Genomic DNA, 22,309 nt, shown 5'->3' with positions numbered 1-22,309 from the left:
GATGCGGCTCAGGATCCTGCAACTGCTTCTCCTCGGCCTGTTGATCGTGGCCTGGTACGTGATGACCGCGCCGGGACTGATCCCGCCCTTCTATTTCGACAAGGCCAACCGCGCCGCCTTCTTCTTCGGCGAGCCGCAGAAGGTCTTCTGGGTGATCTTCGACTGGTTCGCGAGCGGCGAGATCTTCCCCCATCTCGGCATCACCTTGCTCGAGACGGCGCTGGGCTTCGTGATCGGCGCGGCGTCAGGGTTGGGCATCGGCCTGTGGCTGGCGCTGTCCCCCACCGCCTCGGCGATCACGGATCCCTACATCAAGGGCTTCAACTCGATGCCGCGCGTTGTGCTGGCGCCCATCTTCGCGGTCTGGTTCGGCCTCGGCATCTGGTCGAAGGTGGCGCTGGGCGTGACGCTCGTCTTCTTCGTGGTCTTCTTCAATGTCTACCAGGGCGTGCGCGAGGTCAGTCCCAACCTGATCGCCAATGCCCGCATGCTGGGCGCCTCGCAGCGCCAGCTCCTGCGCTCGATCTACCTGCCGAGCGCCATGAGCTGGGTGTTCGCCAGCCTGCACAATGCGGTGGGCCTTGCCTTCGTGGGCGCCGTGGTCGGCGAGTATCTCGGCTCCTCGATGGGCGTCGGCTACCTGATCCTCCAGGCTGAGGGGACCTTCGACATCAACACCGTGTTTGCCGGCATCCTGGTCCTCACGGCCTGCGCCCTCGCGCTCGACAGCTTGGTCGGCACCGTCGAGCGTCGTCTCATGACCTGGCAGCCGAAGGCCGGGCAAACGGAGAAGGTGTAGGGGCCTACCTGCCTGTAAACCTCGCGGCCCGCTTCTCAAGATAATGGGCGACGCCTTCCTTGAAGTCCGCCGTCTGGAAAGACAGCTCCATTTCGTGATTTGCCTGGACCGTGGCTTCGGCCAGGGTCTGGAACTCGGCTTCCCAGAGCTGCCGCTTCATGACCGCCACCGAGCGCGGGGAGACGGTGTTGGCCAGCAGGGTCGCGTAGGCGCGAGCCTCGGCCAGCAGCTTGTCGTCGGGAATGACCCGGTTCACGAGGCCCATTGCCAGCGCCTCGGGCGCGCGGAACTTGCGGGCCGAGCAGAGCAGGTCGAGCGCCGTCGGCAAGCCGACCAGCCGTGGCAGCAGCCAGCTGATCCCGTGCTCGGCGATCAGGCCACGCTGGGCGAAGGCGGTGGTGAAGACCGCCGATTCGCCCGCGAAGCGCAGGTCGGCATAGAGCGGGATCACCATGCCGAGACCGGCGGCCGGACCATTGATGGCGGCGATGATGAATTTCGGGATCGTCGGGAAATAGGAGTAATTCATCCTGAACTCGGGCAGCGTGCTGCCGCCGGGCAGCCCCACCTGGGCCTTGGTGGACCGGTCGGCCGAGGCGCCGGAGCCGATCGCCTGGAGGCCGCCCATGTCGGCCCCGGCGCAGAAGCCGCGACCGGCGCCGGTCAGGATGATGGCGCGCACTTCTGAATCGGCGCGAGCCTCGTGCATGGCGTCCTTGAGTTCGAGGTGCATCTGCCGCGTCCAGGCATTGAGCTTGTCGGGGCGGTTGAGCGTGATGGTGCAGATGCGATCGGCGACGTCATAGAGGACGGTCTCGTACGCCATATGGGGGTCTCCTCCTGTGCATTCTTGTGAGTGGCATGATGGGCAAAAGGCCGCGACGATACAAACGCGGAAGGAAGCGCCGAGCAGACAGGTATGCGTTTCCGGTCAATATTGCAGTTGATGCGAAATTAATGGAACAGAGGAAATGATGGCAAAGCGAGAGTTCGCCCATCCCAGCGAGATGCAGAAGCACGTGGGAGAGGAAATCGGCATGAGCGACTGGGTCGAGATCACGCAGGAGCGCATCAACCTCTTCGCCGATGCGACCGGCGACCATCAATGGATCCATGTCGACGTCGAGCGCGCCAAGAAGGACATGCCGGGCGGCAAGACCATCGCCCATGGGTTCCTGACCCTGTCGCTGATCCCGATGCTCAGCCAGCAGATTTCGCACATCAACAACGTGCGCAACGGCATTAACTACGGCTGCAACAAGGTGCGCTTCACCAGCCCGGTCCCGGCAGGCTCGAAGGTGCGGGCGCGTGCAAAGCTGATCGCGGCCGAGCCGATGGACAAGGGCGGCGTGCGCCTGACCAACCAGGTCACCATCGAGATCGAGGGCCAGGAGCGTCCGGCCTGCGTGGCCGAGACCATGTCCATCGTCTACGGCACCTGAGGCACAGCGGTTGCTGACACGCGAGGACCTGACGTCGGAACGGATCGACCAGATCGTCGCCGACGCCCGAGCCGCCGGCTACGACTTCTTCCTGTCGTCGCCGGAGCGCGAGGCCAGCCTAAACGAAGCGTTGCTCAACCGCCCGCCGGGTGAGGAGACCTGGATCTTCGCCTACGGCTCGCTGATGTGGAATCCGGCCCTCGAGTATGCCGAAGTCCAGCCTTGCAGGGTGGATGGGTGGCGCCGCTCCTTCTGCTTCTGGACGCCGATGGGCCGGGGCACGCCCGAACTGCCGGGCCTGATGCTGGCGCTGGCCGATGGCGGCACGTGCGAAGGCATCGCCTATCGCCTGTCGCCCGAACTGGTGCGGCAGGAACTCGGCCTGCTGTGGAACCGCGAGATGCTGGCGGGAGTCTACAAGCCGCGCTGGGTGCCGACGAAGCTGCGGGACGGGCGCACCGTCAGCGCCGTGACCTTCGTCGTCGAGACCGGGCATTGCCAGTATTGCGGCGACCTGCCGATCGAGCGGGCCGCTTACCACATCGCCTTCGCCGAGGGCCGCCGCGGTGCTTGCCGAGAGTATCTGATCAATACGGCGGAGCATGCGCGGTCGCTGGGCATCCACGATCCCTATCTCGAGGAGCTGGTGGCCCGTGTCGCCCGGCTGCGCGAGGATCAGGTGCCTGGCACGGCCGCGGCCTGAGCCGGCACCTCACCTCGCCGCACGGAAGCCGCCACACCGCAGAGGATGCAGGGTCGCAGGGCCTGTGACATAGTCGTTGCGTGTCCGCCCTCGTTGCCCGCTGGCTCGCGCTGCCGCCGAATTTGCGCGGCATCCTCTGGGTCGCTTTGTCGGGCGTCCTGTTCGCGCTGCTCAACGTCTTCACGCTGATCCCGGCGCAGCATCTCAACTCCTACGTGATGGCCTTCCTGCGCTATTTCTTCGGCGCGCTGTTCCTCGTGCCGATCGTGATGCGGCTCGGCCTCTACCGCTCGCTCCACACCAGGCGCCTGCCGCTGCACATCTCGCGCGGCGCCATCCATACCGCGGGCATGATGCTGTGGTTCGTGGCGCTGCCGCTCACAACCCTGGCCGAGATCACGGCGCTTGGGTTCACGGGGCCGATCTTCGTCACGATCGGCGCTGCGCTGTTCCTCGCCGAGAAGGTGCGCCTGCGGCGCTGGATCGCCGTCATCGTGGGCTTCATCGGCGCCATGATCATCATCCGGCCGGGCTTCGGCGACATCCATATCGGCGTCATCTGCGTCCTGATCTCGACACCTATCTTCTCGGCCTCGAACCTGATTTCCAAGGCGCTGGCTCGCACCGATTCCTCGACCACGATCGTGATCTGGCAGAACATCGTGATCGTCGCTTGCGCTCTGCCGTTCGCGCTGTGGTTCTGGCAGACGCCGCAGTGGGGCGACATCGTCTGGTTCCTGCTGGCGGGACTGGCCGGCACGCTCGGCCATATCTGCCAGCAGCGCGGCTACCAGCTCGCCGACATCACGCTGCTGCAGCCGATCGGCTTCCTGTCGCTGATCTGGAACACGATGCTGGGCTATTTCCTGTTCTTCCAGACGCCCGACGTATGGACCTTCGTGGGCGCGGCGGTGATCTTCGCCAGCGCTCTCTATATTTCCCACCGCGAGGCGGTGCGGCGAGCGCAGATCAGGACGGCGGCTTCACAGGCCACGCCGGAGGCTTGAAGTCCTTCAGATCACCCACCACGATCCTGAGGAGCTCCCCGCAGGGGCGCGTCTCGAAGGATGGGAACCCGCACCTTGTCCGTTGCCCATCCTTCGAGACGCATCGCTGCGCAATGCTCCTCAGGATGAGGTCAGGGCTGGTCTTTGGAGAAGAAAGCCCGAAGGCTCAGCCGCCGGTCACGCTCATGTGCCGCGGCACGGCGGGGCCGCTGTGGCGGCGGTCGATGATGAAATCGTGGCCCTTGGGCTTGCGGGCGATCGCCTCGGTGATCGCACGGTCCAGCACCTCGTCGCTCTCCGAGGCGCGCAGCGGCGCGCGCAGGTCGGCCGCATCCTCCTGGCCGAGGCACATGTAGAGCGTGCCGGTGCAGGTAAGGCGCACGCGATTGCAGCTTTCGCAGAAATTGTGGGTGAGGGGCGTGATGAAGCCCAGCCTCCCGCCGGTTTCCTCGACCCGGAAATAACGCGCGGGGCCGCCGGTGCGGTAGTCGGTCTCGGTCAGCGTGAAGTGCCGCGCGATCTCGGTGCGTGCCAGCGACAGCGGCAGATACTGGTCGAGCCGGGCTGCGTCGCCGATCTCGCCCATCGGCATGACCTCGATCAGGACCAGGTCCATGCCACGGCCGTGGCTCCAGCGGATCATCTCGTCGAACTCGCCGTCGTTGACGCCCCGTAGCGCCACCGCGTTGATCTTGATGGCGAGCCCGGCGCGCTGGGCGGCGTCGAGGCCGCGCATCACCTGGTCGAGATCGCCCCAGCGCGTGAGCTGGCGGAATTTGTCGCGATCGAGCGTGTCCATCGACACGTTCACCCGGCGCACGCCGATATCGGCCAGTTCCTGGGCGTACTTGGCGAGCTGGCTGCCATTGGTCGTCAGGGTGAGTTCTTCCAGCGCGCCGCTGTCGAGGTGCCGGCCGAGGCCGCGGAACAGCGACATCACGTTCTTGCGCACCAGCGGCTCGCCGCCCGTCAGGCGCAGCTTCTTGACGCCGCGACGGACGAAGGCCGTGCACAGACGCTCCAGCTCCTCGAGGGACAGCACCTCCGCCTTGGGCAGGAAGGTCATGTCCTCGGCCATGCAATAGACGCAGCGGAAATCGCAGCGATCCGTCACGGAGACGCGGAGGTAGGAGATGTGGCGGCCGAACGGGTCGATCATGGCTCTTCGGTTACGGTGACGCCCGGATAATGGGCATGCGACATACCCCCTGCAAGGGGCGATTCCGGGGCCGAATTGGTCAGCAGCCGCAGGAGGTTGTCGACCGTATCGGCCTCGGCGGCCGGTTTGTCGGTACGGATGCGGTTGATGCGCGGAAAGCGCATGGCCACCCCCGATTTATGCCGGGTCGAGCGGGCGATGCCGTCGAAAGCGATTTCCAGCACCAGCTTCTGCTCGACCTCGCGCACCGGGCCGTAGCGGTTGGTCGTATGGTCGCGCACCCATTTGTCCAGCCAGCGCAGCTCCTCGTCGGTGAAGCCGAAATAGGCCTTGCCGACGGGCGCAAGCTCGCGCCCGCCCTCTGCTGCGTCGCGCCAGCACCCGAAGGTGAAATCGGAGTAGAAGGAGCTGCGTTTGCCGTGGCCGCGCTGGGCATACATCATCACGCAGTCCGCAAGCATGGGATCGCGCTTCCACTTGAACCACGGGCCCTTGGGCCGGCCGGACAGATAGGCGCTGTCGCCGCGCTTCAGCATCAGCCCCTCGATGCCGTCGGCGCGCATCTCCTCGCGCTTGGCGGCAAGTTCCTCCCAGTCGGCGAAGGTCACCAGCGGCGACAGGTCGAAGCGCGGGCGCTCCTTCAGCGCGATCCAGGCTTCGAGGCGGATGCGGCGCTCGTCGAAGGAGAGGCCGCGCAGGTCCTCTCCTTCCAGCCACAGCACGTCGTAGAGGCGGACATGCCCTGGATGCTCCTTCAGCATCTTCGGGGTCACCGTCTTGCGGTTGAGCCGCTGCTGCAGGTCGTTGAACGGCGCGACCGCCGTCTCACGGCGCACCAGCAACTCGCCGTCGAACACGCCCTCGAAGTCGATCGCCTCGATGATGTCGGGAAAGGCCCCGGATACATCCTCGCCGGCGCGGCTGTAGAGCCGCTTCAGCCCGCCGGACGCGGCGACCTGTACGCGGATGCCGTCCCATTTCCATTCGGCCCGAAAGTGCGCGGGATCGAGCGCGTCGAGTTCGGCACGGTCGATCGGATTGGCCAGCATGGCCGGCAGGAAGGCGGCGCCGGCGTTGGACTGCGGCCGCGGCGCGCCGTTTAGCAACCAGTCGAACAGCGGCCGGTAGGGTGCCTCCAGCCCGTGCCAGACCTCTTCGACGGCATCGACAGGCTGGCTGCCGATGTTCGCCGCCGCCTGCTTGGCCAGCCGCGCCGAGACGCCGACCCGCAGCGCATCGGTCAGGAGTTTCAGCAGGGCCCAGCGGCCGGTCGAATCGAGCGCGTCGAGCCAGCGTTTCAGGATCGCCGGCGTCTGCGTGCGCGTGGCTCGCTGCAGCGTCTCGACGACTTCGCCGAGCGTCGGGGGCGGACCGGCCGCCGGATCGGTTTCCCAGATGAGCGCCAGCGTTTCGGCGAGATCGCCGACATAGTCGTAGGAAAGGGCGAACAGCTCCTCGCCGATCTTCTCCTGGCCGAAGCCGCGCAGCAGCGCGGGCTTGGCCGACGGAAAGTCGAGCCCACCGGTCAGTGCCGCCAGCGCCCAGCCACGGTCGGGATCGGGAGTCTCGCGCAGGTACGTCTCGATCAGCCGCAGCTTGGCGTTGCGGGCCGGTTGGAAGGCGAGGGAGTCGAGAAGGCGGGCGAAGGCCTGCACGGTTCAGGACTCCTCGTCCTCTCGGCCGGCCAGGTGCAGCGCCTCGGCCTCGATGCCGAGCCCGCGCGCATAGTGGACGAGCGCCTCCTCGCGGCCGTGCGTCACCCACACTTTCGGCGCCCCGACATCCTTCAGGGTCTGCGTCAGTTCCGGCCAGTCCGCGTGATCGGAGATGATCAGCGGCAGTTCCGCCCCGCGTTGCCGCGCGCGGGCACGCACGTTCATCCAGCCCGAGCACACCGCGGCAATCGGATCGGCGAAGCGCCTCGACCAGCGGTCGGCGATCGCCGAGGGCGGGCAGAGCACGATGGCGCCCTTGAAGGTCTCGAGGATCGCCTCGGAGACCGGGGCCACGTCGCCGAGATCGACGCCATGCTCCTGGTAGAGCTTGCACAGGGACATCAGGCCGCCATGCAGCCAGATGCGCTTGTCGTAGCCGGCTTCCCGCAGCAGGCGGATGACCCTCTGGCACTTGCCGAGCGCATAGACGCCCACCAGATGAGTGCGCTCGGGGAACGTGTCGACGGAGCGCAGCAGCTTGCCGATCTCGCCGGCATCGGAGGGATGATGGAAGACCGGCAGCGCGAAGGTCGCCTCGGTGATGAACACGTCGCACGGTACGGGCTCGAACGGCGGACAGGTCGGATCCGGCCGGCGCTTGTAGTCGCCCGATACGACGATGCGCTGGCCTTTGTATGCCAGCACTGCCTGCGCCGACCCGAGAATGTGACCGGCCGGTGCGAAGCCGACCTCCACTTCGCCGATGCGCACGCTCTCGCCGTATTTCAGCGCCTGTTGCTCGGTGTCGGGCATGTCCTGGAAACGCGTACGCATGATCGCCAGCGTTTCGGGCGTGGCCAGCGCCTTGCGATGGCCCGGCCGCGCATGGTCGCCATGCCCGTGCGTGATCACCGCACGCGGCACGGCAAAGGCTGGATCGATATAGAAATCGCCCGGTTCGCAATAAAGGCCGCGCGGCGTCGGATAGAGCCACGTACGGGGATTCAGGGTCTCGGTTGCCGTCGTGATTGCCATGGCTCCTGATGCATCCTACCCCATGGATATGGGGCTTCCCGACCTGTTTGCACGCTGGTTCGAAAGTCGCGGCTGGGCGCCGCGGCCGCACCAGTTGGCACTCGTCGATCTGGCGCGACAGGGCAAGAGCGCGCTGCTGATCGCGCCGACCGGCGGCGGCAAGACGCTGGCGGGTTTTCTTCCGTCACTGATCGAACTCACGGAGCGGCGGCAGGCCGGCAAGGACCTTGCCTACAAGAAGGGGCAGGGGGAGCTGCACACGCTCTACATCTCGCCTCTGAAGGCCCTGGCGACCGACATCCGCCGCAACCTCGAACAGCCGTTGGCCGAGATGCAGCTGCCGGTACGCGCCGAGAGCCGGACCGGCGATACGCCCCAGAGCCGGCGCCTGCGTCAGCGCGAGCGGCCGCCCGACCTGCTGATGACGACGCCGGAATCCTTGGCGCTGTTGCTCTCCTATCTCGATGCGGCGAAGTTCTTCGCCAGCCTCAAATGCGTGATCATCGACGAGCTGCACGCCTTCGCCACCAGCAAGCGCGGCCATCACCTGGCGCTCTGCCTGTCGCGGCTGGCGACGCTCGCGCCGCAGGCGCGTTTCGTCGGCCTGTCGGCCACCGTCGCCGATCCGCCGGAGCTCGCCGAGTTCCTGAACCTGCGCGACCAGCCGGTGGAGATCGTGATGGCGAACCTGGCGCGCCGCCGGTCGTGTCGATCATCGATGCGCACGAGCGGCTGCCGTGGGGCGGGCACATGGGACGCCATGCGGTGCCGGAGATCTACAACATCATCCGGCAGCACAAGACGTCGATCATCTTCGTCAACACGCGCGCCCAGGCGGAGCTGGCGTTCGACGCGCTGTGGCGGATCAACGACGATAATCTGTCGATCGGCCTGCATCATGGGTCGCTGGCCGTCGAGCAGCGCCGCAAGGTCGAGGCGGCGATGGCGGCGGGCAAGCTGCGCGCGGTGGTCGCGACCTCGTCGCTCGATCTCGGCATCGACTGGGGCGATGTCGACCTCGTCATCCAGATGGGCGCGCCCAAGGGCGTCAGCCGCCTGATGCAGCGCATCGGCCGCGCCAACCACCGGCTCGACGAGCCCAGCCGCGCCATGATCGCGCCGGCCAACCGCTTCGAGGTGCTGGAATCGCTGGCGGCGCTTGAAGCGGTCGAGGCGCGCGAGCTCGATGGCGATCCGCCGCGTCCGCCCTGTCTCGACGTGCTGGCCCAGCACATCGTGGGCACCGCCTGCGCCCAGCCGATCGACCGCGAGGCCTTCTTCGCCGAGGTCCGCCGCGCGCAGCCCTATCGCGACCTGCCGCGCAAGGATTTCGACGACACGTTCGACTTCGTGGCGACCGGCGGCTACGCGCTGGCGGCCTACGATCGCTGGCATCGGCTGAAGCAACTTCCCGATGGACGCTGGATGCTGGCCTCGCCGCTGGTGGCCAAGCAGTTCCGTATGAATGTCGGCACCATCGTCGAGCTGCCCCTGATGAAGGTGCGGCTGCGGCGGGGCGCGGTGCTGGGCGAGGTCGAGGAGGGGTTCGTGCAGGGGCTGGTCCCGGGCGACACGTTCGTGTTCGCAGGCCGCCTGCTGCGCTTCGAGGGCGTCAAGGAATTGGCGGCGATCTGCTCGCCCGCCACCAGCGGCGATCCCAAGGTGCCGGCCTATGGCGGCGGCCGGCTGCCGCTCTCGACCTTCCTCGCGGCAAGGGTGCGCGGAATCCTGCAGGATCCGCTGAAGCACCCGAAGCTGCCGGCCGAGGTGCAGGAGTGGCTGCGCATCCAGGTCTTCCGCTCGATGCTGCCGCCGGCCGACAAATTGCTGGTCGAGGGATTCCCGCGCGGCGGAAAGCAGTTCCTGGTCGCCTATTGCTTCGAGGGCCGCAACGCCCACCAGACGCTGGGCATGCTGTTGACGCGGCGCATGGAACGCATGGGCCTGCGGCCGCTGGGCTTCGTCGCGACCGACTATGTGCTGGGCCTCTGGGGGTTGCGGCCGGCTTCGCCGAAGCAGCTCGACGAGCTGTTCGACGAGGACATGCTGGGCGACGACCTAGAAGCGTGGATGGACGAATCGAGCATGCTGCGGCGCTCGTTCCGCAACGTCGCGGTGATCGCCGGCCTGATCGAGCGACGCTTTCCCGGCGAGGAGAAGTCGCGCCGGCAGGTCACGTTCAGCTCCGACCTGATCTACGACACGTTGCGCCAGCATGAGCCCAACCACATCCTGCTGCGCGCCACGCGCCAGGACGCGGCCTGGCAACTCGCCGACCTCAAGCGGCTGGGCGATCTGCTGAAGCGCGCCAAGGGCCGCATCGTCTATCGCCGGCTCGACCGTATATCGCCGCTCGCCGTGCCGGTGCTTCTCGAGATCGGCAAGGAACGCGTGCTCGACGGCACCGCCGAGGACGAGCTCTTGGACATCGCCGCCCAGGAACTGATCGACGAGGCGACGCGACTCTGAGGAAGGCAGATCAGTCGCCGCCATTCCCGCCGACGACGTAGACGGTGAGCTTCTCGGGCAGCGTGTCGTGGGCGACTTCGATGGTGCGGCGGTCGGGCCAGATGAAGACCGCGTCCTGGTCGGCCATCAATTCCTCGAAGCGGGCGACCTGGCCGCGCCCCCAATAGTGCATCGGCAGCACGATACGCGGCTGCACCTGGCGAATGACCTCGACCATCACGGGCAGGCCGACGGTGTAGGCACCGTCGATCGGCACCATCAGCACGTCGATGCGGCCAAGCTCGTCGAGATGGTCCTTGGTCAACCGGTGATGCAGGTGGCCGAGATGGGCGATGCAGAGATCGCCGATGGTGAAAGTGAAGATCGAGTTGCCGTTGATGCGCGCCGAGCCGCCGCCCCAGTCGCGCGCATTGGTCGGCAGGTTCGTGACCTTGAGGTCTTTCAGCGAGACCTCGTGGCGCGCCTCGGTCTGACCGGCGTCGCTGGGCCATCCGCGCAGCACGTAGGTGATCCCGTCCTCGGGCGTGTCGGTGTAATGCGTGGAGTGCGCGTTATTCATCGTCACGATGTCGGGCTTGCGGCCGAAGCCGTTCAGCCCGTTGTAGTCGGTGATGGCCCGTACGCCCTGCGGCGTGTCGATCTCGAAGCTGGCATGGCCGAGGAAGGTGACAATGGCGCGGCTCGCCGTGTCCGCCGCCATCTGCGCCCCATCGAGCGAGGCGATCTGCACGCCGCGTCCCTGCAGGGTGGGACCGAGTTCGACCAGGTTCTTGGAACAGCGGGCCAGGGCCGGACCCGCCAACAGGGCGAAGGCGGTGGCACACAGGGCGGCGAGGGACAGACGAAGAGTCATGGAGCCTCCGGGACAGGGCGCAGCTTCTCCCCGGATGCACTCGATATGCCAGCCCTTTAGTCCCGTTGACTCTCGATTTTGAGGGAACTAGAACAAAAGAAGAACATTTAATCCCCAGCCCATCCATCAGCCAGACGAGGGGGCGATGCCGGTCATTTCCCCGAAAGCCTTTGATTCCCCCGCCGCCCGGGTCGCCAACGATACGGCCGCCTCGGTACCGGCTTCCTTGCGGGAAAAAGTCCGTCGGCTGGAGAGAGCGAACAGTGTGTGCCGCCGCGGGCGGGCCAGCTCGGTTTCGCTCGGAATCCCCGCCATCGACGCCGTGCTGCCCGAAGGCGGGCTGCTGACGGGCGCCCTGCACGAGATCGAGGCGGGACCTGCCCCCTCCGGCCGCGTGGCGCCGCACGATGGCCCGGTGCTCGGCTTCGCGGCCCATCTGCTGGGCCGCTTCGGGCCGGGCACGATCCTGTGGTGCCGCCGTCCCACCGGCACGTTCGATGCCGTGCCCTATGCGCCGGCGCTCTCCTCCTGGTTCGATCCCGCGCGCCTGCTGATGGTCACGGCAAAGCGCGACGAGGATCTCTTCTGGGCGATGGAAGAAGGGCTGCGCTGCCCCGGCATCTCGGCCGTCGTGGGCGAGACCCGCAGTGCCGATTCCACGGCCGGCCGCCGCCTGTCGCTCGCCGCCGAGAAGAACGGCGTGCCCGCCCTGCTGCTGCGCGCCCAGCCGGCACCGCCGCAAAGCGTGTGCGCGACCCGGTGGCGGATCGCTTCGGCGCCGTCCTGCTCGATGCCCGGCCTCAAGGATGTCGGCGCCGCGCGCTGGCGCCTCGAGCTTCGGCGCAACCGCTTCGGCACGCCGTCCGCCGACGAAACACCGTCCTGGCTCCTGGAGTGGAACGATGAAACGCATTGTCTCGCTGTGGTTCCCCAAGCTCTCCACGGATCGCCTGGCACGCACTTCGAAGAAAGACTGGTCGGATAGGGCGTCCGCCACCGTCGTCTGGCGCGAGGGCTGCCCGCGTCTCGCCGCCGTCAATCCGCACGCCCGTGCCGCGGGTCTGCGCCCGCACATGCGGCTGGCCGATGCGCGCGCCCTGCTGCCCGATCTCGTCACCGAAGCGGGAGAGCCGCAGGCCGACCTTCGCCTGATCGAAGCGATCGCCGGCTGGTGCGATCGCTACACGCCCTGGGTCGCGATCGATACGTTGGGCGGCGCCCTCGCGCAGGACGGCGAAACGACGTGCAGCGCCGGCGGCTTCGGCGGCGATGCCGGCCTGCTGCTCGACGTGACGGGCTGCACGCATCTCTTCGGCGAGGGCGAGAGCGGCGAACGCGCGCTGCTGGCCGACCTGGTCACGCGCCTTGTCCGGCGAGATCTTTCCTGTCGTGCCGCGATGGCCGACACGGCGGGTGCCGCCTGGGCACTGGCGCGCTTTGCCGAGCGCCAGGCCGATCTCTTCTGCCCGTCGCGCGGCCAGCGCGATGCGCTCGCCTCGCTGCCGGTCGAGGGGCTGCGCCTCGAGGCACCGATCCTCGAGACCTTCCTGAAGCTCGGATTGCGCCGCATCGGGGACCTCTATCCCATGCCGCGCGCGCCGCTCGCCCGCCGTTTCGGCAGCCAGCCGCTCGAGCGCATCGACCAGGCGCTGGGCAGGCTCGACGAGCCGATCGAGCCGCGCCGCCCGCCGCCCGCCTTTCGCACGCGTCTCGCCTTCGCTGAACCGATCGGCAGGGCCGAGGACATTGCCGCCGCAACCAGCCGCCTGCTGGCCGCGCTGTGCCGCCAGTTCGAGCAGGCGGGCGTTGGCGCGCGCCTGATCGAAATCTCGCTCTACCGCGTCGACGGTTCGGTCGACCGGACCTCGATCGGTACCAGCAGGCCCAACCGCGACAATCCCAAGCTGATGAAGCTGTTCGAGGAGAGGCTGGGCGAACTCGATCCCGGCTTTGGCGTCGAACTGATGATCCTGGCCGCGCCCGAGGTCGAGGCGTGGAGCGGCACGCAGGATGCGCTGCCCGATCAGGACTCGCCCATGGTCGCAGCGGGGGCGGACGGCACGCTCGACCTCGCCGACAGGCTGGTGCTGCGGCTGGGCGCGGAGAACGTCGTGCGGCTGCTGTCGCGCGACAGTCACCTGCCCGAACGTGTCCAGGTCGCCACCGCCGTTGCTTCGAAGCCCGCAGCGGCGGGTGCCTGGCGCCGCGTCGCCAGCCTCAAGGGTGCACGGCCGACGCGCCTGCTGCAGCGGCCCGAGCCTGTCGATGTCACCGCCTTCGTGCCCGACGATCCGCCCTCGGTCTTCCGCTGGCGCCGGCATGCCCATCGCATCGTGCGTGCCGACGGTCCGGAGCGGATCGCCGACGAATGGTGGCGTCCGCGGCCCGACGGCAGCCGCCCGCCGGCCGGCACCCTGCCGTTGGTGCGTGATTACTACCGAGTCGAGGACGATGACGGCGGCCGCTTCTGGCTGTTCCGCGACGGGCCCTATCAGCTCGCGGCCAATGGCCAGCCGACGGCCCGCTGGTTCCTCCACGGATTCTGCGCCTGAAGGGGAGAGATATGGAGACGACGAGCAAACGGGGCACCACGCTCACCATCCGCGGTCTCGATGGCGCGATCATCGAGCGTCTGAAGAATCATGCGCGCGCCAGGGGCCGCTCTCTCGAAGCCGATCTGCGCGACCTGCTGACCTATGCGTCGGGCCAGCCGCTGGTGCTCGATCCGCTGGAAGAAGCCGATCGCATCGCCGCCATGACACCGCCGGCCGCCATCGCACGGATGGGAGAGGGCCAGTGATCGTCGTCGTCGATCCCGGCGTCGCCATAAAATGGTTCGTCGAGGAGCCTTTGCGGCCGCAGGCACGCTCGCTGCTGGCCAACCGGCACGAGATGATCGCCCCGGACATCCTGATCGCGGGCGTCGCCGAGCTGGCTTGGCAGAAGGCGACGCGCGGCGAGATCACGGCCGAGCAGGCGGAGCCCATCGTGCGTAACATCGCCCTGCCGTCGTTCATCTCGGCCTTCGTCGAGTCGCCGCAGCTGCGCAATCGCGCCCTGGCCATCGCCCTGCAGTGCGGCCGGCCGGTGCATGACTGCTTCTATGCCGCCTGCGCCGAAGCGGCCCAGGCGCCGCTGGTCAGCGCCTGCGAGGATTTCCTCCATGCATTGAAGAGCGAGGGAATCGACGTGCGTGGCATCCCGCTCTCCCGTGTGCACGAACTCGCCCGGCCGTGATCCCATGGATTATGCCGAGCTCCAGGTCACGACCAATTACAGCTTCCTGCGCGGCGGCTCGCATCCGCAGGAGCTGGTGGATCAGGCGATCAAGCTCGGCCACACCGCCATCGGCATCACCGATCGCAACACCCTGGCTGGCGTCGTGCGAGCCTTTGCGGCGTCGCGCGGCGAGAAGAAAGCCGATCCCGACAGGATCAAGCTGCTGGTCGGCAGTCGTCTCGAGACGCGCGATGGCTATTCGCTGCTCGTCTACCCGACCGACCTCGCCGCCTACAAACGCCTGTCCCGCCTGCTGACCCTCGGCAACCGGCGTACCGAGAAGGGGCAGTGCGACATCGGCTTCGATGACCTTGCCGAACATGCCGAAGGCGTGCTGGCGATTGTCCTGCCTCCGCGCAAGCCGGAGGAACCGGTCTTTCGCGGGCAGCTTCAGAAACTCGCAGGGCTGTTCGGGGATCGCTGCTATCTTGCGGCTTCCATGCTCTATCGCGGCGACGACACGCGTCGTATCGCCTTGCTCGACGATATCGCCGACCGGCACGGCATGAAGCTCGTCGCCACCAACGACGTGCACTATCACGTGCCCGAACGGCGCGCCCTGCTGGACGTTGTGACGGCCATCCGGCTGGGCTGCACGGTCGACGATCTGGGCTTCCGTCGCTTCGCCAGCGCCGAACGTCACCTCAAGGAACCGGCCGAGATGGTCCGGCTGTTCCACCGCCATCCGCACGCCATCGCCGCCACGCAGGAGATCGTTCGGCGCTGCACCTTTTCGCTGCGCCAGCTCACCTATCAGTATCCGGTCGTCTACGAAGGCGGCGAGACGCCCATGGACAAGCTCACGCGCCTCACCTGGGAAGGCGCGGCGTGGCGCTATCCCGACGGTGTTCCGGAGGAGGTGGCCAGTACGATCCGGAAAGAATTCGAGCTCATCGCGCTGAAGGAAATCGCCCCCTATTTCCTGACGGTGCATGAGATCGTCATGGAGGCGCGCAGACGCGAAATCCTTTGCCAGGGCCGCGGCTCGGCAGCCAATTCCGCGGTCTGCTACTGCCTTGGTATCACCTCAGTGAATCCAAAAGAGACGAAAGTGCTTTTCGAGCGCTTTCTCTCGAATTCCCGGAACGAGCCACCTGACATCGATGTCGATTTCGAGCACGAGCGTCGCGAAGAGATCATCCAGTGGATCTACGAGGAGAAGCATCGCTCGAAAGCCGCCTTGGCCGCCACGGTGATCTCTTTCAGGAGCCGCAGTGCCATCCGTGAGGTCGGCAAGGCGCTCGGCCTGTCGCCCGACACGGTGGGCGTGATGGCCGACACGGTGTGGGGGATGGGCTCGAGTGGTGTGAGGGTCGAGCATGTGCGGGAAGCCGGCCTCGATCCGGTCGATCCGCGCATCATGCTGGCGCTCGAACTCTCGTCTGCCCTGTGCGGATTTCCGCGCCATCTTTCCCAGCATGTCGGCGGCTTTGTGCTCACCCAGGACCGGCTCGACGAGCTGGTGCCGATCCAGAATGCGGCGATGAAGGATCGCACCGTCATCGAGTGGGACAAGGACGATCTCGATGTGCTGAACATTTACAAGGTCGACGTGCTGGCGCTCGGCATGCTGACGGCATTGCGCAAGAGCTTCACGATGATCGAGAAACATTTCGGCAAGAAGCTCGATCTCAACATGCGGCCGGACGACCCAAGTGTCTACGAGATGCTGTGCCGCGCCGACTCGGTCGGTGTCTTCCAGGTCGAGAGCCGGGCACAGATGTCCATGCTCCCGCGCCTGAAACCCAGGGAGTATTACGACCTGGTCGTCGAGGTGGCGATCGTGCGGCCGGGGCCTATCCAGGGCGGCATGGTGCATCCCTATCTGAAGAACCGTGCAAACCCCGGCGCCGTCGTCTATCCGAAGCCGGAACTCGAAGCCGTCTTGAAGAGAACCTTGGGCGTTCCCCTGTTCCAGGAACAGGCGATGCAGATCGCCATCGTCGGCGCGGGCTTCGCCCCGGAGAAGGCCGACGAACTGCGTCGTGCCATGGCGACGTTCCGGCACAACGGCACCATCTACAAGTTCAAGACCCCCTTCATCGATGGCATGGTGGAACGGGGCTACGAACGCGACTTTGCCGAACGCTGCTTCAAGCAGATCGAAGGGTTCGGCGAATACGGTTTTCCGGAAAGCCACGCCGCGAGCTTCGCAATCCTGGTCTACGCCTCGTCCTACGTGAAGCACTACTATCCCGAGGTCTTCGCCGCGGCCCTGATCAATTCCCAGCCGATGGGTTTCTATGCGCCCGCCCAGCTCGTGCGGGACGCACGCGATCATGGCGTCGAGATACTGCCGCCCGACATCAATGCCAGCGACCGGGACTGCACCCTGGAATCGGGGACGAACAATCGCTGCGCCTTGCGTCTCGGCTTGTGCCAGGTCACAGGCCTCTCCAAGGAGGCGGCCGACAGGATGGTCGAACGGCGCGGCGCGGCCCCCTATAGCGATCCTGCCGACCTGTGGCGGCGTGGCGGTCTCAGCAAAAAGCAGATCATCGCCCTGGCCCGCGCCGATGCCTTCGCGTCGCTGAGCCTCACGCGCCGCGACGTGTTGTGGGCCGTGCGCGGCTTTGCGGATGGGCGGCTGCCCCTGCTCGACACCCAACCGCGGGTGCGCGACCTGGAACCTGCCGTCATCCTGCCCGGTCTCACGATGGGCGAGCAGGTGGTGGACGATTACAGCAGCTTCTCTCTGTCGCTGCGCTCCCATCCGATGCAGCTGCTGCGGCAGACCTTCGCCCAGCAGGGGATTTCCAGTACCGAGGCGCTGGGATCCGCCAGGACCGGCGATGTCCTGACGCTGGCCGGCCTGGTGCTGGTGCGCCAGCGGCCGGGAACGGCTTCCGGCGTGGTGTTCGTCACTCTCGAGGACGAGTTCGGCATCGCCAATCTCGTGGTCTGGCCCACGGTGTTCGAAGCGTATCGCCGCGTCGTGATGGGCGCGCGCATGGTGGGGGTGCGAGGACGTATCCAGTGCGAAGGCGATGAACCGTACAAGGTGATCCACCTTGTCGCCGAGGAGATCTGGGACCTGTCGACCGAACTCGATTCTATTTCCGAGCTCGACCTGTTTCACCTGACCCACCCTCGGGGCGATGAGGTTCGCAGCGATCCGGGAGACCGCCGCGTGAAGGTCGCGGAAGCCAATGCCACGCGCCATCGTTCCAGCAGGAATGTGCCGGCCAAGCCAACCGCCAAGCCCGATTACGATCGCAGCCGCATCGTCCTCGACCGCCCCAAGATTCGCATCCATAGTCGGGACTTCCACTGACGCTGGCTGCCGCTTCCTTGCGCACGATTTCGATCTTCGTCCTCGCCCTGGCGTGCGCTACGCCCGCAGCCGCCCAGGCGCTGGAAGATTGTCCCTCCTATGTGCCGAGCATCCTCGAAACCTGGATCGCTTCCCCTGATCTCAGGCTCGCGGCCTATGGCTACACCTGTCGCATGATCAACATCGACAGGACGCTGAGCCAGGCGATGCGCGAGGGCGTGCAGGCCAACGACAGTTCGACCTGGATCGAAACCTATCGACGGACCCTCGAACGGGTCCGCGAGGCCAGCGCCCTCAACCGCCGCTGGGCCGGCGCCGAGGCCACGCGCAACCTCGCCGTCCTCACGCGTCTCGAAGTGAAATACCGCCGGCTCGCCGAGCCCTGACAGCCGCGTGCGCTAGGCGCCGCGGCCTTTCTCGAAGCCGGCGAGGACCTGGACCAGGTTGCGGCCGAGATCGTCGCCGAGATAACCGCCTTCCTGGACCAGGACCGTCGGCAGGCCCATGCGCGCGATCTTCTCGGCCATGGCATGGAAGCCGGCGCCGGTGACCTTGAGGCCCTGCAGCGGATCGCTTTCGCTGGCGTCGAGGCCCAGCGCCACGACCAGCGCGGTCGGCTGGAATTCGCGGATGCGCGCGAGGGCCTTGTCTCCGGCCTCGAGCCAGGGCGCGTCGGGCGAGCCGAGCGGCAAGGGCAGGTTGAGATTGAAGCCCTGACCCTTGCCCGCGCCGTGCTCCTGCGCGTGGCCCCAGAAGAAGGGGTAGTAATGGTCGGGATCGGCGTGGATCGAGACGGTGAGCACGTCGTCGCGCTCGTAGAAGATGCCCTGCGTGCCGTTGCCGTGATGCACGTCGACATCGAGGATCGCCACGCGCTGATGCGCGGCCCGCAGTCGCTGCGCGGCCACGGCGGTGTTGTTCAGGAAGCAGAAGCCGCCCGCCATGTCGGCATAGGCGTGATGGCCCGGCGGCCGGCAGAGCGCGTAGCCGTGATCTTCGCCCGCCAGCACCATGTCGGCGACCGTGGCGGCGACCTCGGTGGCGGCGAGGGCCGCGTCCCAGGTGTGCGGCCCGATCGGGCAGCCGGTGTCGACCTGATGCCAGCCGGCACGGCCGGCCAGGGCCTTCGGGTAGGAGGCATGCGCGCGCGCGGGGTGGACGTTGGGCACGACCTCCGGCCCCGCACCCGGCAGCTTCGCCCATTCGCGCGCGGCGATCTGCAGGAAGTCGAGGTACTCCGGCGTATGCACGGTGGCCGCCGGCGCCGGACCGTATGATCCGGGAGCCAGGATCGTGTGGCCCGCTTCCGTCGCGGCGGCCAGCAGGCGGGTCGCGCGTTCGGGCTGCTCGGCGCTGCGCTGCTTGGTTCCCCGCACCACGAAATGCTGCGGGTCGTGCTGGGCGTGCTTCTCGGAATAGACGATCTTCACGGTTGGACCTCAGCTCGTCGCGATGGCCTTCGCCGTCTTCAGGGCGGCGATCTCATCATCGCTATAGCCCACCTCGCGCATGATCTCGACCGTGTGTTCGCCGATGCCGGGCGACTTCTGCCGTGTCTCGACCGGCGCGCCCGACAGCTTGATCGGGTTGGCGGCCGACTTCACCGGGCCGATGCCGGGATAGTCGATCTCCAGCACGCTGCCGCGCGCCCTGGCATGGTCACTCGCAATCACGTCGCTCACCTTGTAGGCGGCGGAGCAGGGCATGCCGGCGGGGATCAGCTTTTCGAGCAGCTCGTCGGCGGTGTGCTCCAGGAAATAGGCCTCGATCATCCCTTCGAGGAGCGCCCGATGGGCGACGCGGCCGGCATTGGTCTTAAAGCGCTCGTCGTCGAGCCAGTCCTTCCTGCCGAGCGCGCTGCAGAACAGGCGCCAGAAGGCATCGTTGGTGCCGGCCACGAACACCGGCTGTGTCTTTGTCGGGAAGACGCGTAGCGGGCAGAGGATCGTGTTCGAGGTCCCCATGCGCTCGGGATTCTCGCCGGTGAGCCCGTGATTGGTGATCCAGTGGCTCATCATGTGCATGCCGACATCGAACAGCGACAGGTCGAGGCGCTGGCCCTTGCCGGTCTTGATCCGGTGCAGCAGAGCGAAGGCGATGCCGCCGGCGCAGGCGAGACCGGTCGAATAATCGATGGGCGCGGTGCCGACGCGGCACATCTCGCCCTGGTAGGGGCCGGTGGCATCCATCAGGCCGATCTCGGCCTGGATGCAGGGATCGTAGCCGGCGCGAGGCGAGTAGGGGCCGGTCTGGCCGTAGCCCGAGATCGAGGCATAGACGGTCTGCGGATTGACCTTCGAGACCACGTCCCAGCCGAAGCCCAGCTTGTCGATCACGCCCGGCGTGAAGGCTTCCATGAACACGTCGGCCTTCTTCACCAGCCGCATCAGCACGTCCTTGCCGCCCTCGCTGCGCAGGTCGATCGCCAGGCCGCGCTTGTTGCGGTTCATCGACGGCACCCAGGCGCCGCCGAAATGCGGCCGGAAATGCTCGCCGTTCAGCGGCTCGACCTTGATCACGTCGGCGCCCATGTCGCCCAGGATCTGGCCAGCCGTGGGACCGGCGATGACCTGAGTCAGGTCGAGAACGAGCGTATCGGACAGCGGAAGCATGCGGTTACACATCCAATGTTGTGAGGTTCGAGCAATAGCGGCGCGCAACCGATCCGGCTAGCACCGGCCTAAGCGCCCAGCAGGCGTCTGGCCAGCAGGGCACGCATATCGCGACGACCGTCCGCGATGAGGAACACAACGACCTCTCGCTCATAGACGCGATAGACGATGCGGTATGGTTTGAAATGGATTTCCCGGAAGCTGCGGTTGCCCAAAGTCAGAAGCTCCCGCGGATATGGTCCGCGGTCCGGCAAGCTGGCGAGCGACGCGAGAGCTTCCTCGATTCGATTGGCGACGTGCTCGGCTTTTTCCGGCAAGTCGTGGAGCGCGATGTAGCGGGCAATGTCGTCGAGATCGAGAAGCGCCTGCTCGGTCAATGTCACCGTGTAGCGCTTCATTCCCCCGCTCTTGTCCGCTTGATTCGGTCGCGGAACCGTCGCATCGCCTTCGCGGCGGGCACCGTCTTGCCTTCTCTGACCTCTTGCTCGCCCAGCGCAAGGATCTTGAGGAGCGCAAGTGTCTCCTGCGTCTCCTCGTAACTGGCGATGTCCTGAATGACAGCGGTCGCTTCGCCATTCTGTGTGATGATCATCGGCTCGCCGCTTTCGGCGAGGCCGCGCACGACCTCGGCAGCGTTCGCCTTGAGGTAGCTGATGGGCTTGATCCGGGTGGAGTACTTCATGCTAGGGTCCTCCTGATCCTGGACTGAATTTAGTCCGTTAACGGCCTGCTGACAACGGAGTCACCATGACCACCGCCGACCGCCCCAATCTTCGCGTAGATCACGACCGGCTGTGGTCGAGCCTGATGGAACTGGGTCAGATCGGCGGCACGGAGAAGGGTGGCGTCTGCCGAATCGCACTCACCGATCTCGACCGACAGGGCCGCGATCTCTTCGTGCGCTGGGCCAAGGAGGCGGGCTGCACCATCAAGGTCGACCAGCTGGGCAACGTCTTCGCCCGTCGCGAGGGCCGCGATCCGGCCAGGCCGCCGGTGATGACCGGATCCCATCTCGACACCCAGCCGACCGGCGGCAAGTTCGACGGCGCCTATGGCGTGATGGCGGGACTCGAAGTCCTGCGCGTGCTGCATGATTCGAACTACGTCACCGAGGCGCCGATCGAAGTCGCCGTATGGACCAACGAAGAAGGCTGCCGCTTCGCGCCGGCGATGGTGGCGTCGGGCGTGTTCGGCGGCGCCTTCACGCTGGAGCATGCTCTGTCGATCAAGGACCGCGACGGCGTGACCTTCGGCGAGGCGCTGAAGCAGATCGGCTACGACGGCAAGGAGCCGGTTGGTGGCCGGCCGGTCGGCGCCTTCTTCGAGGCCCATATCGAGCAGGGCCCGATCCTGGAGCGCGAAAAGAAGACGATCGGTGTCGTCACGGGCGCGCAGGGCCAGCGCTGGTACGAGATCAGCTGGACGGGGATGGAGAGCCATGCCGGCACGACGCCCATGGAAGGCCGCCGCGATGCGTTGGTCGGTGCCGCCGAGCTGATCGTGGAGTGCCGTCGCATCGGCAACCGCCCCAATGGGCGATCGACCATCGGCGTTATCGACAGTCTCCCGCAGGCGCGCAACACCATCCCGGGCCGCGTCTTCATGACGGTCGACTTCCGCCATCCCGATGACGGCGAGCTGACGAAGATGGATGCCGAGATGCGCGCCGCCGCCGCCGAGATCGCCAAGCGCCACCGCCTCGAGGTGAAGATCGAGCAGATCTGGTATTTCCCGCCGTCGCCGTTCGCGAAGGAGCTGGTCGATGCGGTGCGCCGCGGTGCCGAGCAGGCGGGTTATCCGCACATGGATATCGTGAGCGGTGCCGGCCACGACGCCTGCTATGTCAGCCGTGTCGCGCCGACGGCGATGGTGTTCGTGCCCTGCAAGGACGGTGTCAGCCACAACGAGATCGAGGACGCCAGCAAGAGCGACGTCGGCGCCGGCGCACAGATCCTGCTGCAGGCGATGGTCGAGCGCGCGAATGCTTGATCTGGCGCACGGCATGCAATCGAACAACCCTGT

At 66.7% G+C, this 22,309-nt stretch carries 20 protein-coding genes and 1 pseudogene; 12 read left to right on the top strand and 9 right to left on the bottom strand.

Annotated elements, in window-relative coordinates:
• The first annotated feature begins 1 nt into the window (after position 1).
• On the top strand, positions 2-799 hold the full coding sequence (locus ACQY78_RS07020; RefSeq protein ID WP_428684056.1) for an ABC transporter permease: 798 nt from the start codon (positions 2-4) through the stop codon (positions 797-799).
• Between the two features lie 4 nt (positions 800-803).
• Here ACQY78_RS07020 and ACQY78_RS07015 read toward each other — a convergent pair whose 3' ends face one another.
• Complete coding sequence (locus ACQY78_RS07015; RefSeq protein WP_428684054.1) at positions 804-1,625, bottom strand: enoyl-CoA hydratase; 822 nt, start codon at positions 1,623-1,625, stop codon at positions 804-806.
• A 145-nt stretch (positions 1,626-1,770) separates the two neighbouring features.
• Here ACQY78_RS07015 and ACQY78_RS07010 point away from each other — a divergent pair, with 145 nt between their 5' ends.
• From ACQY78_RS07010 to ACQY78_RS07000, 3 genes are all read left to right on the top strand, one after another.
• Positions 1,771-2,241, top strand: a complete 471-nt coding sequence (locus ACQY78_RS07010; protein WP_428684052.1) for a MaoC family dehydratase — start codon at positions 1,771-1,773, stop codon at positions 2,239-2,241.
• 10 nt (positions 2,242-2,251) lie between these two features.
• Positions 2,252-2,944 carry a gamma-glutamylcyclotransferase gene (locus tag ACQY78_RS07005; protein WP_428684050.1) on the top strand — a complete coding sequence of 231 codons (693 nt, stop codon included), beginning with the start codon at positions 2,252-2,254 and terminating at the stop codon, positions 2,942-2,944.
• 80 nt (positions 2,945-3,024) lie between these two features.
• Positions 3,025-3,951 (top strand): DMT family transporter, encoded by a 927-nt coding sequence (locus ACQY78_RS07000; protein ID WP_428684048.1) that lies wholly within the window; start codon positions 3,025-3,027, stop codon positions 3,949-3,951.
• Positions 3,952-4,117: 166 nt separating this feature from the next.
• Here the strand turns inward: ACQY78_RS07000 and moaA are convergent, their stop codons facing one another.
• From moaA to ACQY78_RS06985, 3 genes are read right to left on the bottom strand one after another with little or no spacing between them, the layout of a single operon-like run.
• Positions 4,118-5,110, bottom strand: coding sequence for a GTP 3',8-cyclase MoaA (gene moaA / locus ACQY78_RS06995; protein ID WP_428684046.1), 993 nt, complete (start codon positions 5,108-5,110; stop codon positions 4,118-4,120).
• The gene (locus ACQY78_RS06990; protein ID WP_428684044.1) at positions 5,107-6,765 is read right to left on the bottom strand and encodes a cisplatin damage response ATP-dependent DNA ligase; all 1,659 of its coding nucleotides are present in this window, start codon (positions 6,763-6,765) and stop codon (positions 5,107-5,109) included. The genes moaA and ACQY78_RS06990 overlap by 4 nt, the downstream gene beginning before the upstream one ends.
• Before the next feature lie 3 nt (positions 6,766-6,768).
• Positions 6,769-7,800 carry a ligase-associated DNA damage response exonuclease gene (locus ACQY78_RS06985; protein ID WP_428684042.1) on the bottom strand — a complete coding sequence of 344 codons (1,032 nt, stop codon included), beginning with the start codon at positions 7,798-7,800 and terminating at the stop codon, positions 6,769-6,771.
• Here ACQY78_RS06985 and ACQY78_RS06980 point away from each other — a divergent pair.
• Positions 7,799-10,269 (top strand): annotated as a pseudogene (locus tag ACQY78_RS06980) (ligase-associated DNA damage response DEXH box helicase). The gene ACQY78_RS06985 and the pseudogene ACQY78_RS06980 sit on opposite strands and share 2 nt — an antisense overlap.
• A 10-nt stretch (positions 10,270-10,279) precedes the next feature.
• Here ACQY78_RS06980 and ACQY78_RS06975 read toward each other — a convergent pair.
• Entirely contained in the window at positions 10,280-11,122 is an 843-nt protein-coding gene (locus ACQY78_RS06975) for an MBL fold metallo-hydrolase (RefSeq protein WP_428684040.1), read from the bottom strand.
• A 145-nt stretch (positions 11,123-11,267) separates the two neighbouring features.
• Between ACQY78_RS06975 and ACQY78_RS06970 the strand changes: the two genes are divergently transcribed.
• Genes ACQY78_RS06970 through ACQY78_RS06945 form a run of 6 tightly spaced genes read left to right on the top strand, consistent with a single transcriptional unit; the run spans position 11,268 to position 18,061 of the window.
• Complete coding sequence (locus ACQY78_RS06970; protein WP_428684038.1) at positions 11,268-12,107, top strand: ImuA family protein; 840 nt, start codon at positions 11,268-11,270, stop codon at positions 12,105-12,107.
• Positions 12,025-13,674 carry a DNA polymerase Y family protein gene (locus ACQY78_RS06965; RefSeq protein ID WP_428684036.1) on the top strand — a complete coding sequence of 550 codons (1,650 nt, stop codon included), beginning with the start codon at positions 12,025-12,027 and terminating at the stop codon, positions 13,672-13,674. The genes ACQY78_RS06970 and ACQY78_RS06965 overlap by 83 nt, the downstream gene beginning before the upstream one ends.
• A gap of 11 nt (positions 13,675-13,685) precedes the next feature.
• Positions 13,686-13,922 (top strand): FitA-like ribbon-helix-helix domain-containing protein, encoded by a 237-nt coding sequence (locus tag ACQY78_RS06960; protein ID WP_428684034.1) that lies wholly within the window; start codon positions 13,686-13,688, stop codon positions 13,920-13,922.
• Positions 13,919-14,359, top strand: a complete 441-nt coding sequence (locus ACQY78_RS06955; RefSeq protein WP_428684032.1) for a type II toxin-antitoxin system VapC family toxin — start codon at positions 13,919-13,921, stop codon at positions 14,357-14,359. Before ACQY78_RS06960 ends, ACQY78_RS06955 begins: the two co-directional genes overlap by 4 nt.
• 4 nt (positions 14,360-14,363) lie before the next feature.
• Complete coding sequence (locus ACQY78_RS06950) at positions 14,364-17,675, top strand: error-prone DNA polymerase (protein WP_428684030.1); 3,312 nt, start codon at positions 14,364-14,366, stop codon at positions 17,673-17,675.
• Positions 17,676-17,692: 17 nt separating this feature from the next.
• Complete coding sequence (locus ACQY78_RS06945) at positions 17,693-18,061, top strand: hypothetical protein (RefSeq protein WP_428684028.1); 369 nt, start codon at positions 17,693-17,695, stop codon at positions 18,059-18,061.
• 12 nt (positions 18,062-18,073) lie between these two features.
• Here ACQY78_RS06945 and ACQY78_RS06940 read toward each other — a convergent pair whose 3' ends face one another.
• From ACQY78_RS06940 to ACQY78_RS06925, 4 genes are all read right to left on the bottom strand, one after another.
• Positions 18,074-19,105 (bottom strand): histone deacetylase family protein, encoded by a 1,032-nt coding sequence (locus tag ACQY78_RS06940; RefSeq protein ID WP_428684026.1) that lies wholly within the window; start codon positions 19,103-19,105, stop codon positions 18,074-18,076.
• A 9-nt stretch (positions 19,106-19,114) separates the two neighbouring features.
• Positions 19,115-20,287, bottom strand: coding sequence for a CaiB/BaiF CoA transferase family protein (locus ACQY78_RS06935; RefSeq protein WP_428684024.1), 1,173 nt, complete (start codon positions 20,285-20,287; stop codon positions 19,115-19,117).
• A gap of 68 nt (positions 20,288-20,355) precedes the next feature.
• Complete coding sequence (locus ACQY78_RS06930; RefSeq protein WP_428684022.1) at positions 20,356-20,685, bottom strand: type II toxin-antitoxin system RelE/ParE family toxin; 330 nt, start codon at positions 20,683-20,685, stop codon at positions 20,356-20,358.
• Positions 20,682-20,969 (bottom strand): type II toxin-antitoxin system Phd/YefM family antitoxin, encoded by a 288-nt coding sequence (locus ACQY78_RS06925; RefSeq protein WP_428684020.1) that lies wholly within the window; start codon positions 20,967-20,969, stop codon positions 20,682-20,684. The genes ACQY78_RS06930 and ACQY78_RS06925 overlap by 4 nt, the downstream gene beginning before the upstream one ends.
• A gap of 65 nt (positions 20,970-21,034) precedes the next feature.
• Here ACQY78_RS06925 and ACQY78_RS06920 point away from each other — a divergent pair, with 65 nt between their 5' ends.
• Entirely contained in the window at positions 21,035-22,276 is a 1,242-nt protein-coding gene (locus tag ACQY78_RS06920; RefSeq protein ID WP_428684018.1) for a Zn-dependent hydrolase, read from the top strand.
• Positions 22,277-22,309 lie beyond the last annotated feature (33 nt).

It is taken from the genome of Reyranella sp. (assembly GCF_965279625.1).
In the GTDB taxonomy this organism is placed as follows: Bacteria; Pseudomonadota; Alphaproteobacteria; order Reyranellales; family Reyranellaceae; genus Reyranella.
The sequence above is the reverse complement of the archived record's forward strand: the minus strand, read 5'-3'. Positions and strand labels throughout refer to the sequence as shown.

Excerpts from the sequence above, each read along its gene's own strand:
- ACQY78_RS07020 (WP_428684056.1), top strand. The coding sequence starts at position 2 with ATGCGGCTCAGGATCCTGCAACTGCTTCTCCTCGGCCTGTTGATCGTG.
- ACQY78_RS07015 (WP_428684054.1), bottom strand. The coding sequence starts at position 1,625 with ATGGCGTACGAGACCGTCCTCTATGACGTCGCCGATCGCATCTGCACC.
- ACQY78_RS07010 (WP_428684052.1), top strand. The coding sequence starts at position 1,771 with ATGATGGCAAAGCGAGAGTTCGCCCATCCCAGCGAGATGCAGAAGCAC.
- moaA (WP_428684046.1), bottom strand. The coding sequence starts at position 5,110 with ATGATCGACCCGTTCGGCCGCCACATCTCCTACCTCCGCGTCTCCGTG.
- ACQY78_RS06985 (WP_428684042.1), bottom strand. The coding sequence starts at position 7,800 with ATGGCAATCACGACGGCAACCGAGACCCTGAATCCCCGTACGTGGCTC.
- ACQY78_RS06975 (WP_428684040.1), bottom strand. The coding sequence starts at position 11,122 with ATGACTCTTCGTCTGTCCCTCGCCGCCCTGTGTGCCACCGCCTTCGCC.
- ACQY78_RS06970 (WP_428684038.1), top strand. The coding sequence starts at position 11,268 with ATGCCGGTCATTTCCCCGAAAGCCTTTGATTCCCCCGCCGCCCGGGTC.
- ACQY78_RS06965 (WP_428684036.1), top strand. The coding sequence starts at position 12,025 with ATGAAACGCATTGTCTCGCTGTGGTTCCCCAAGCTCTCCACGGATCGC.
- ACQY78_RS06960 (WP_428684034.1), top strand. The coding sequence starts at position 13,686 with ATGGAGACGACGAGCAAACGGGGCACCACGCTCACCATCCGCGGTCTC.
- ACQY78_RS06950 (WP_428684030.1), top strand. The coding sequence starts at position 14,364 with ATGGATTATGCCGAGCTCCAGGTCACGACCAATTACAGCTTCCTGCGC.
- ACQY78_RS06935 (WP_428684024.1), bottom strand. The coding sequence starts at position 20,287 with ATGCTTCCGCTGTCCGATACGCTCGTTCTCGACCTGACTCAGGTCATC.
- ACQY78_RS06930 (WP_428684022.1), bottom strand. The coding sequence starts at position 20,685 with ATGAAGCGCTACACGGTGACATTGACCGAGCAGGCGCTTCTCGATCTC.
- ACQY78_RS06925 (WP_428684020.1), bottom strand. The coding sequence starts at position 20,969 with ATGAAGTACTCCACCCGGATCAAGCCCATCAGCTACCTCAAGGCGAAC.
- ACQY78_RS06920 (WP_428684018.1), top strand. The coding sequence starts at position 21,035 with ATGACCACCGCCGACCGCCCCAATCTTCGCGTAGATCACGACCGGCTG.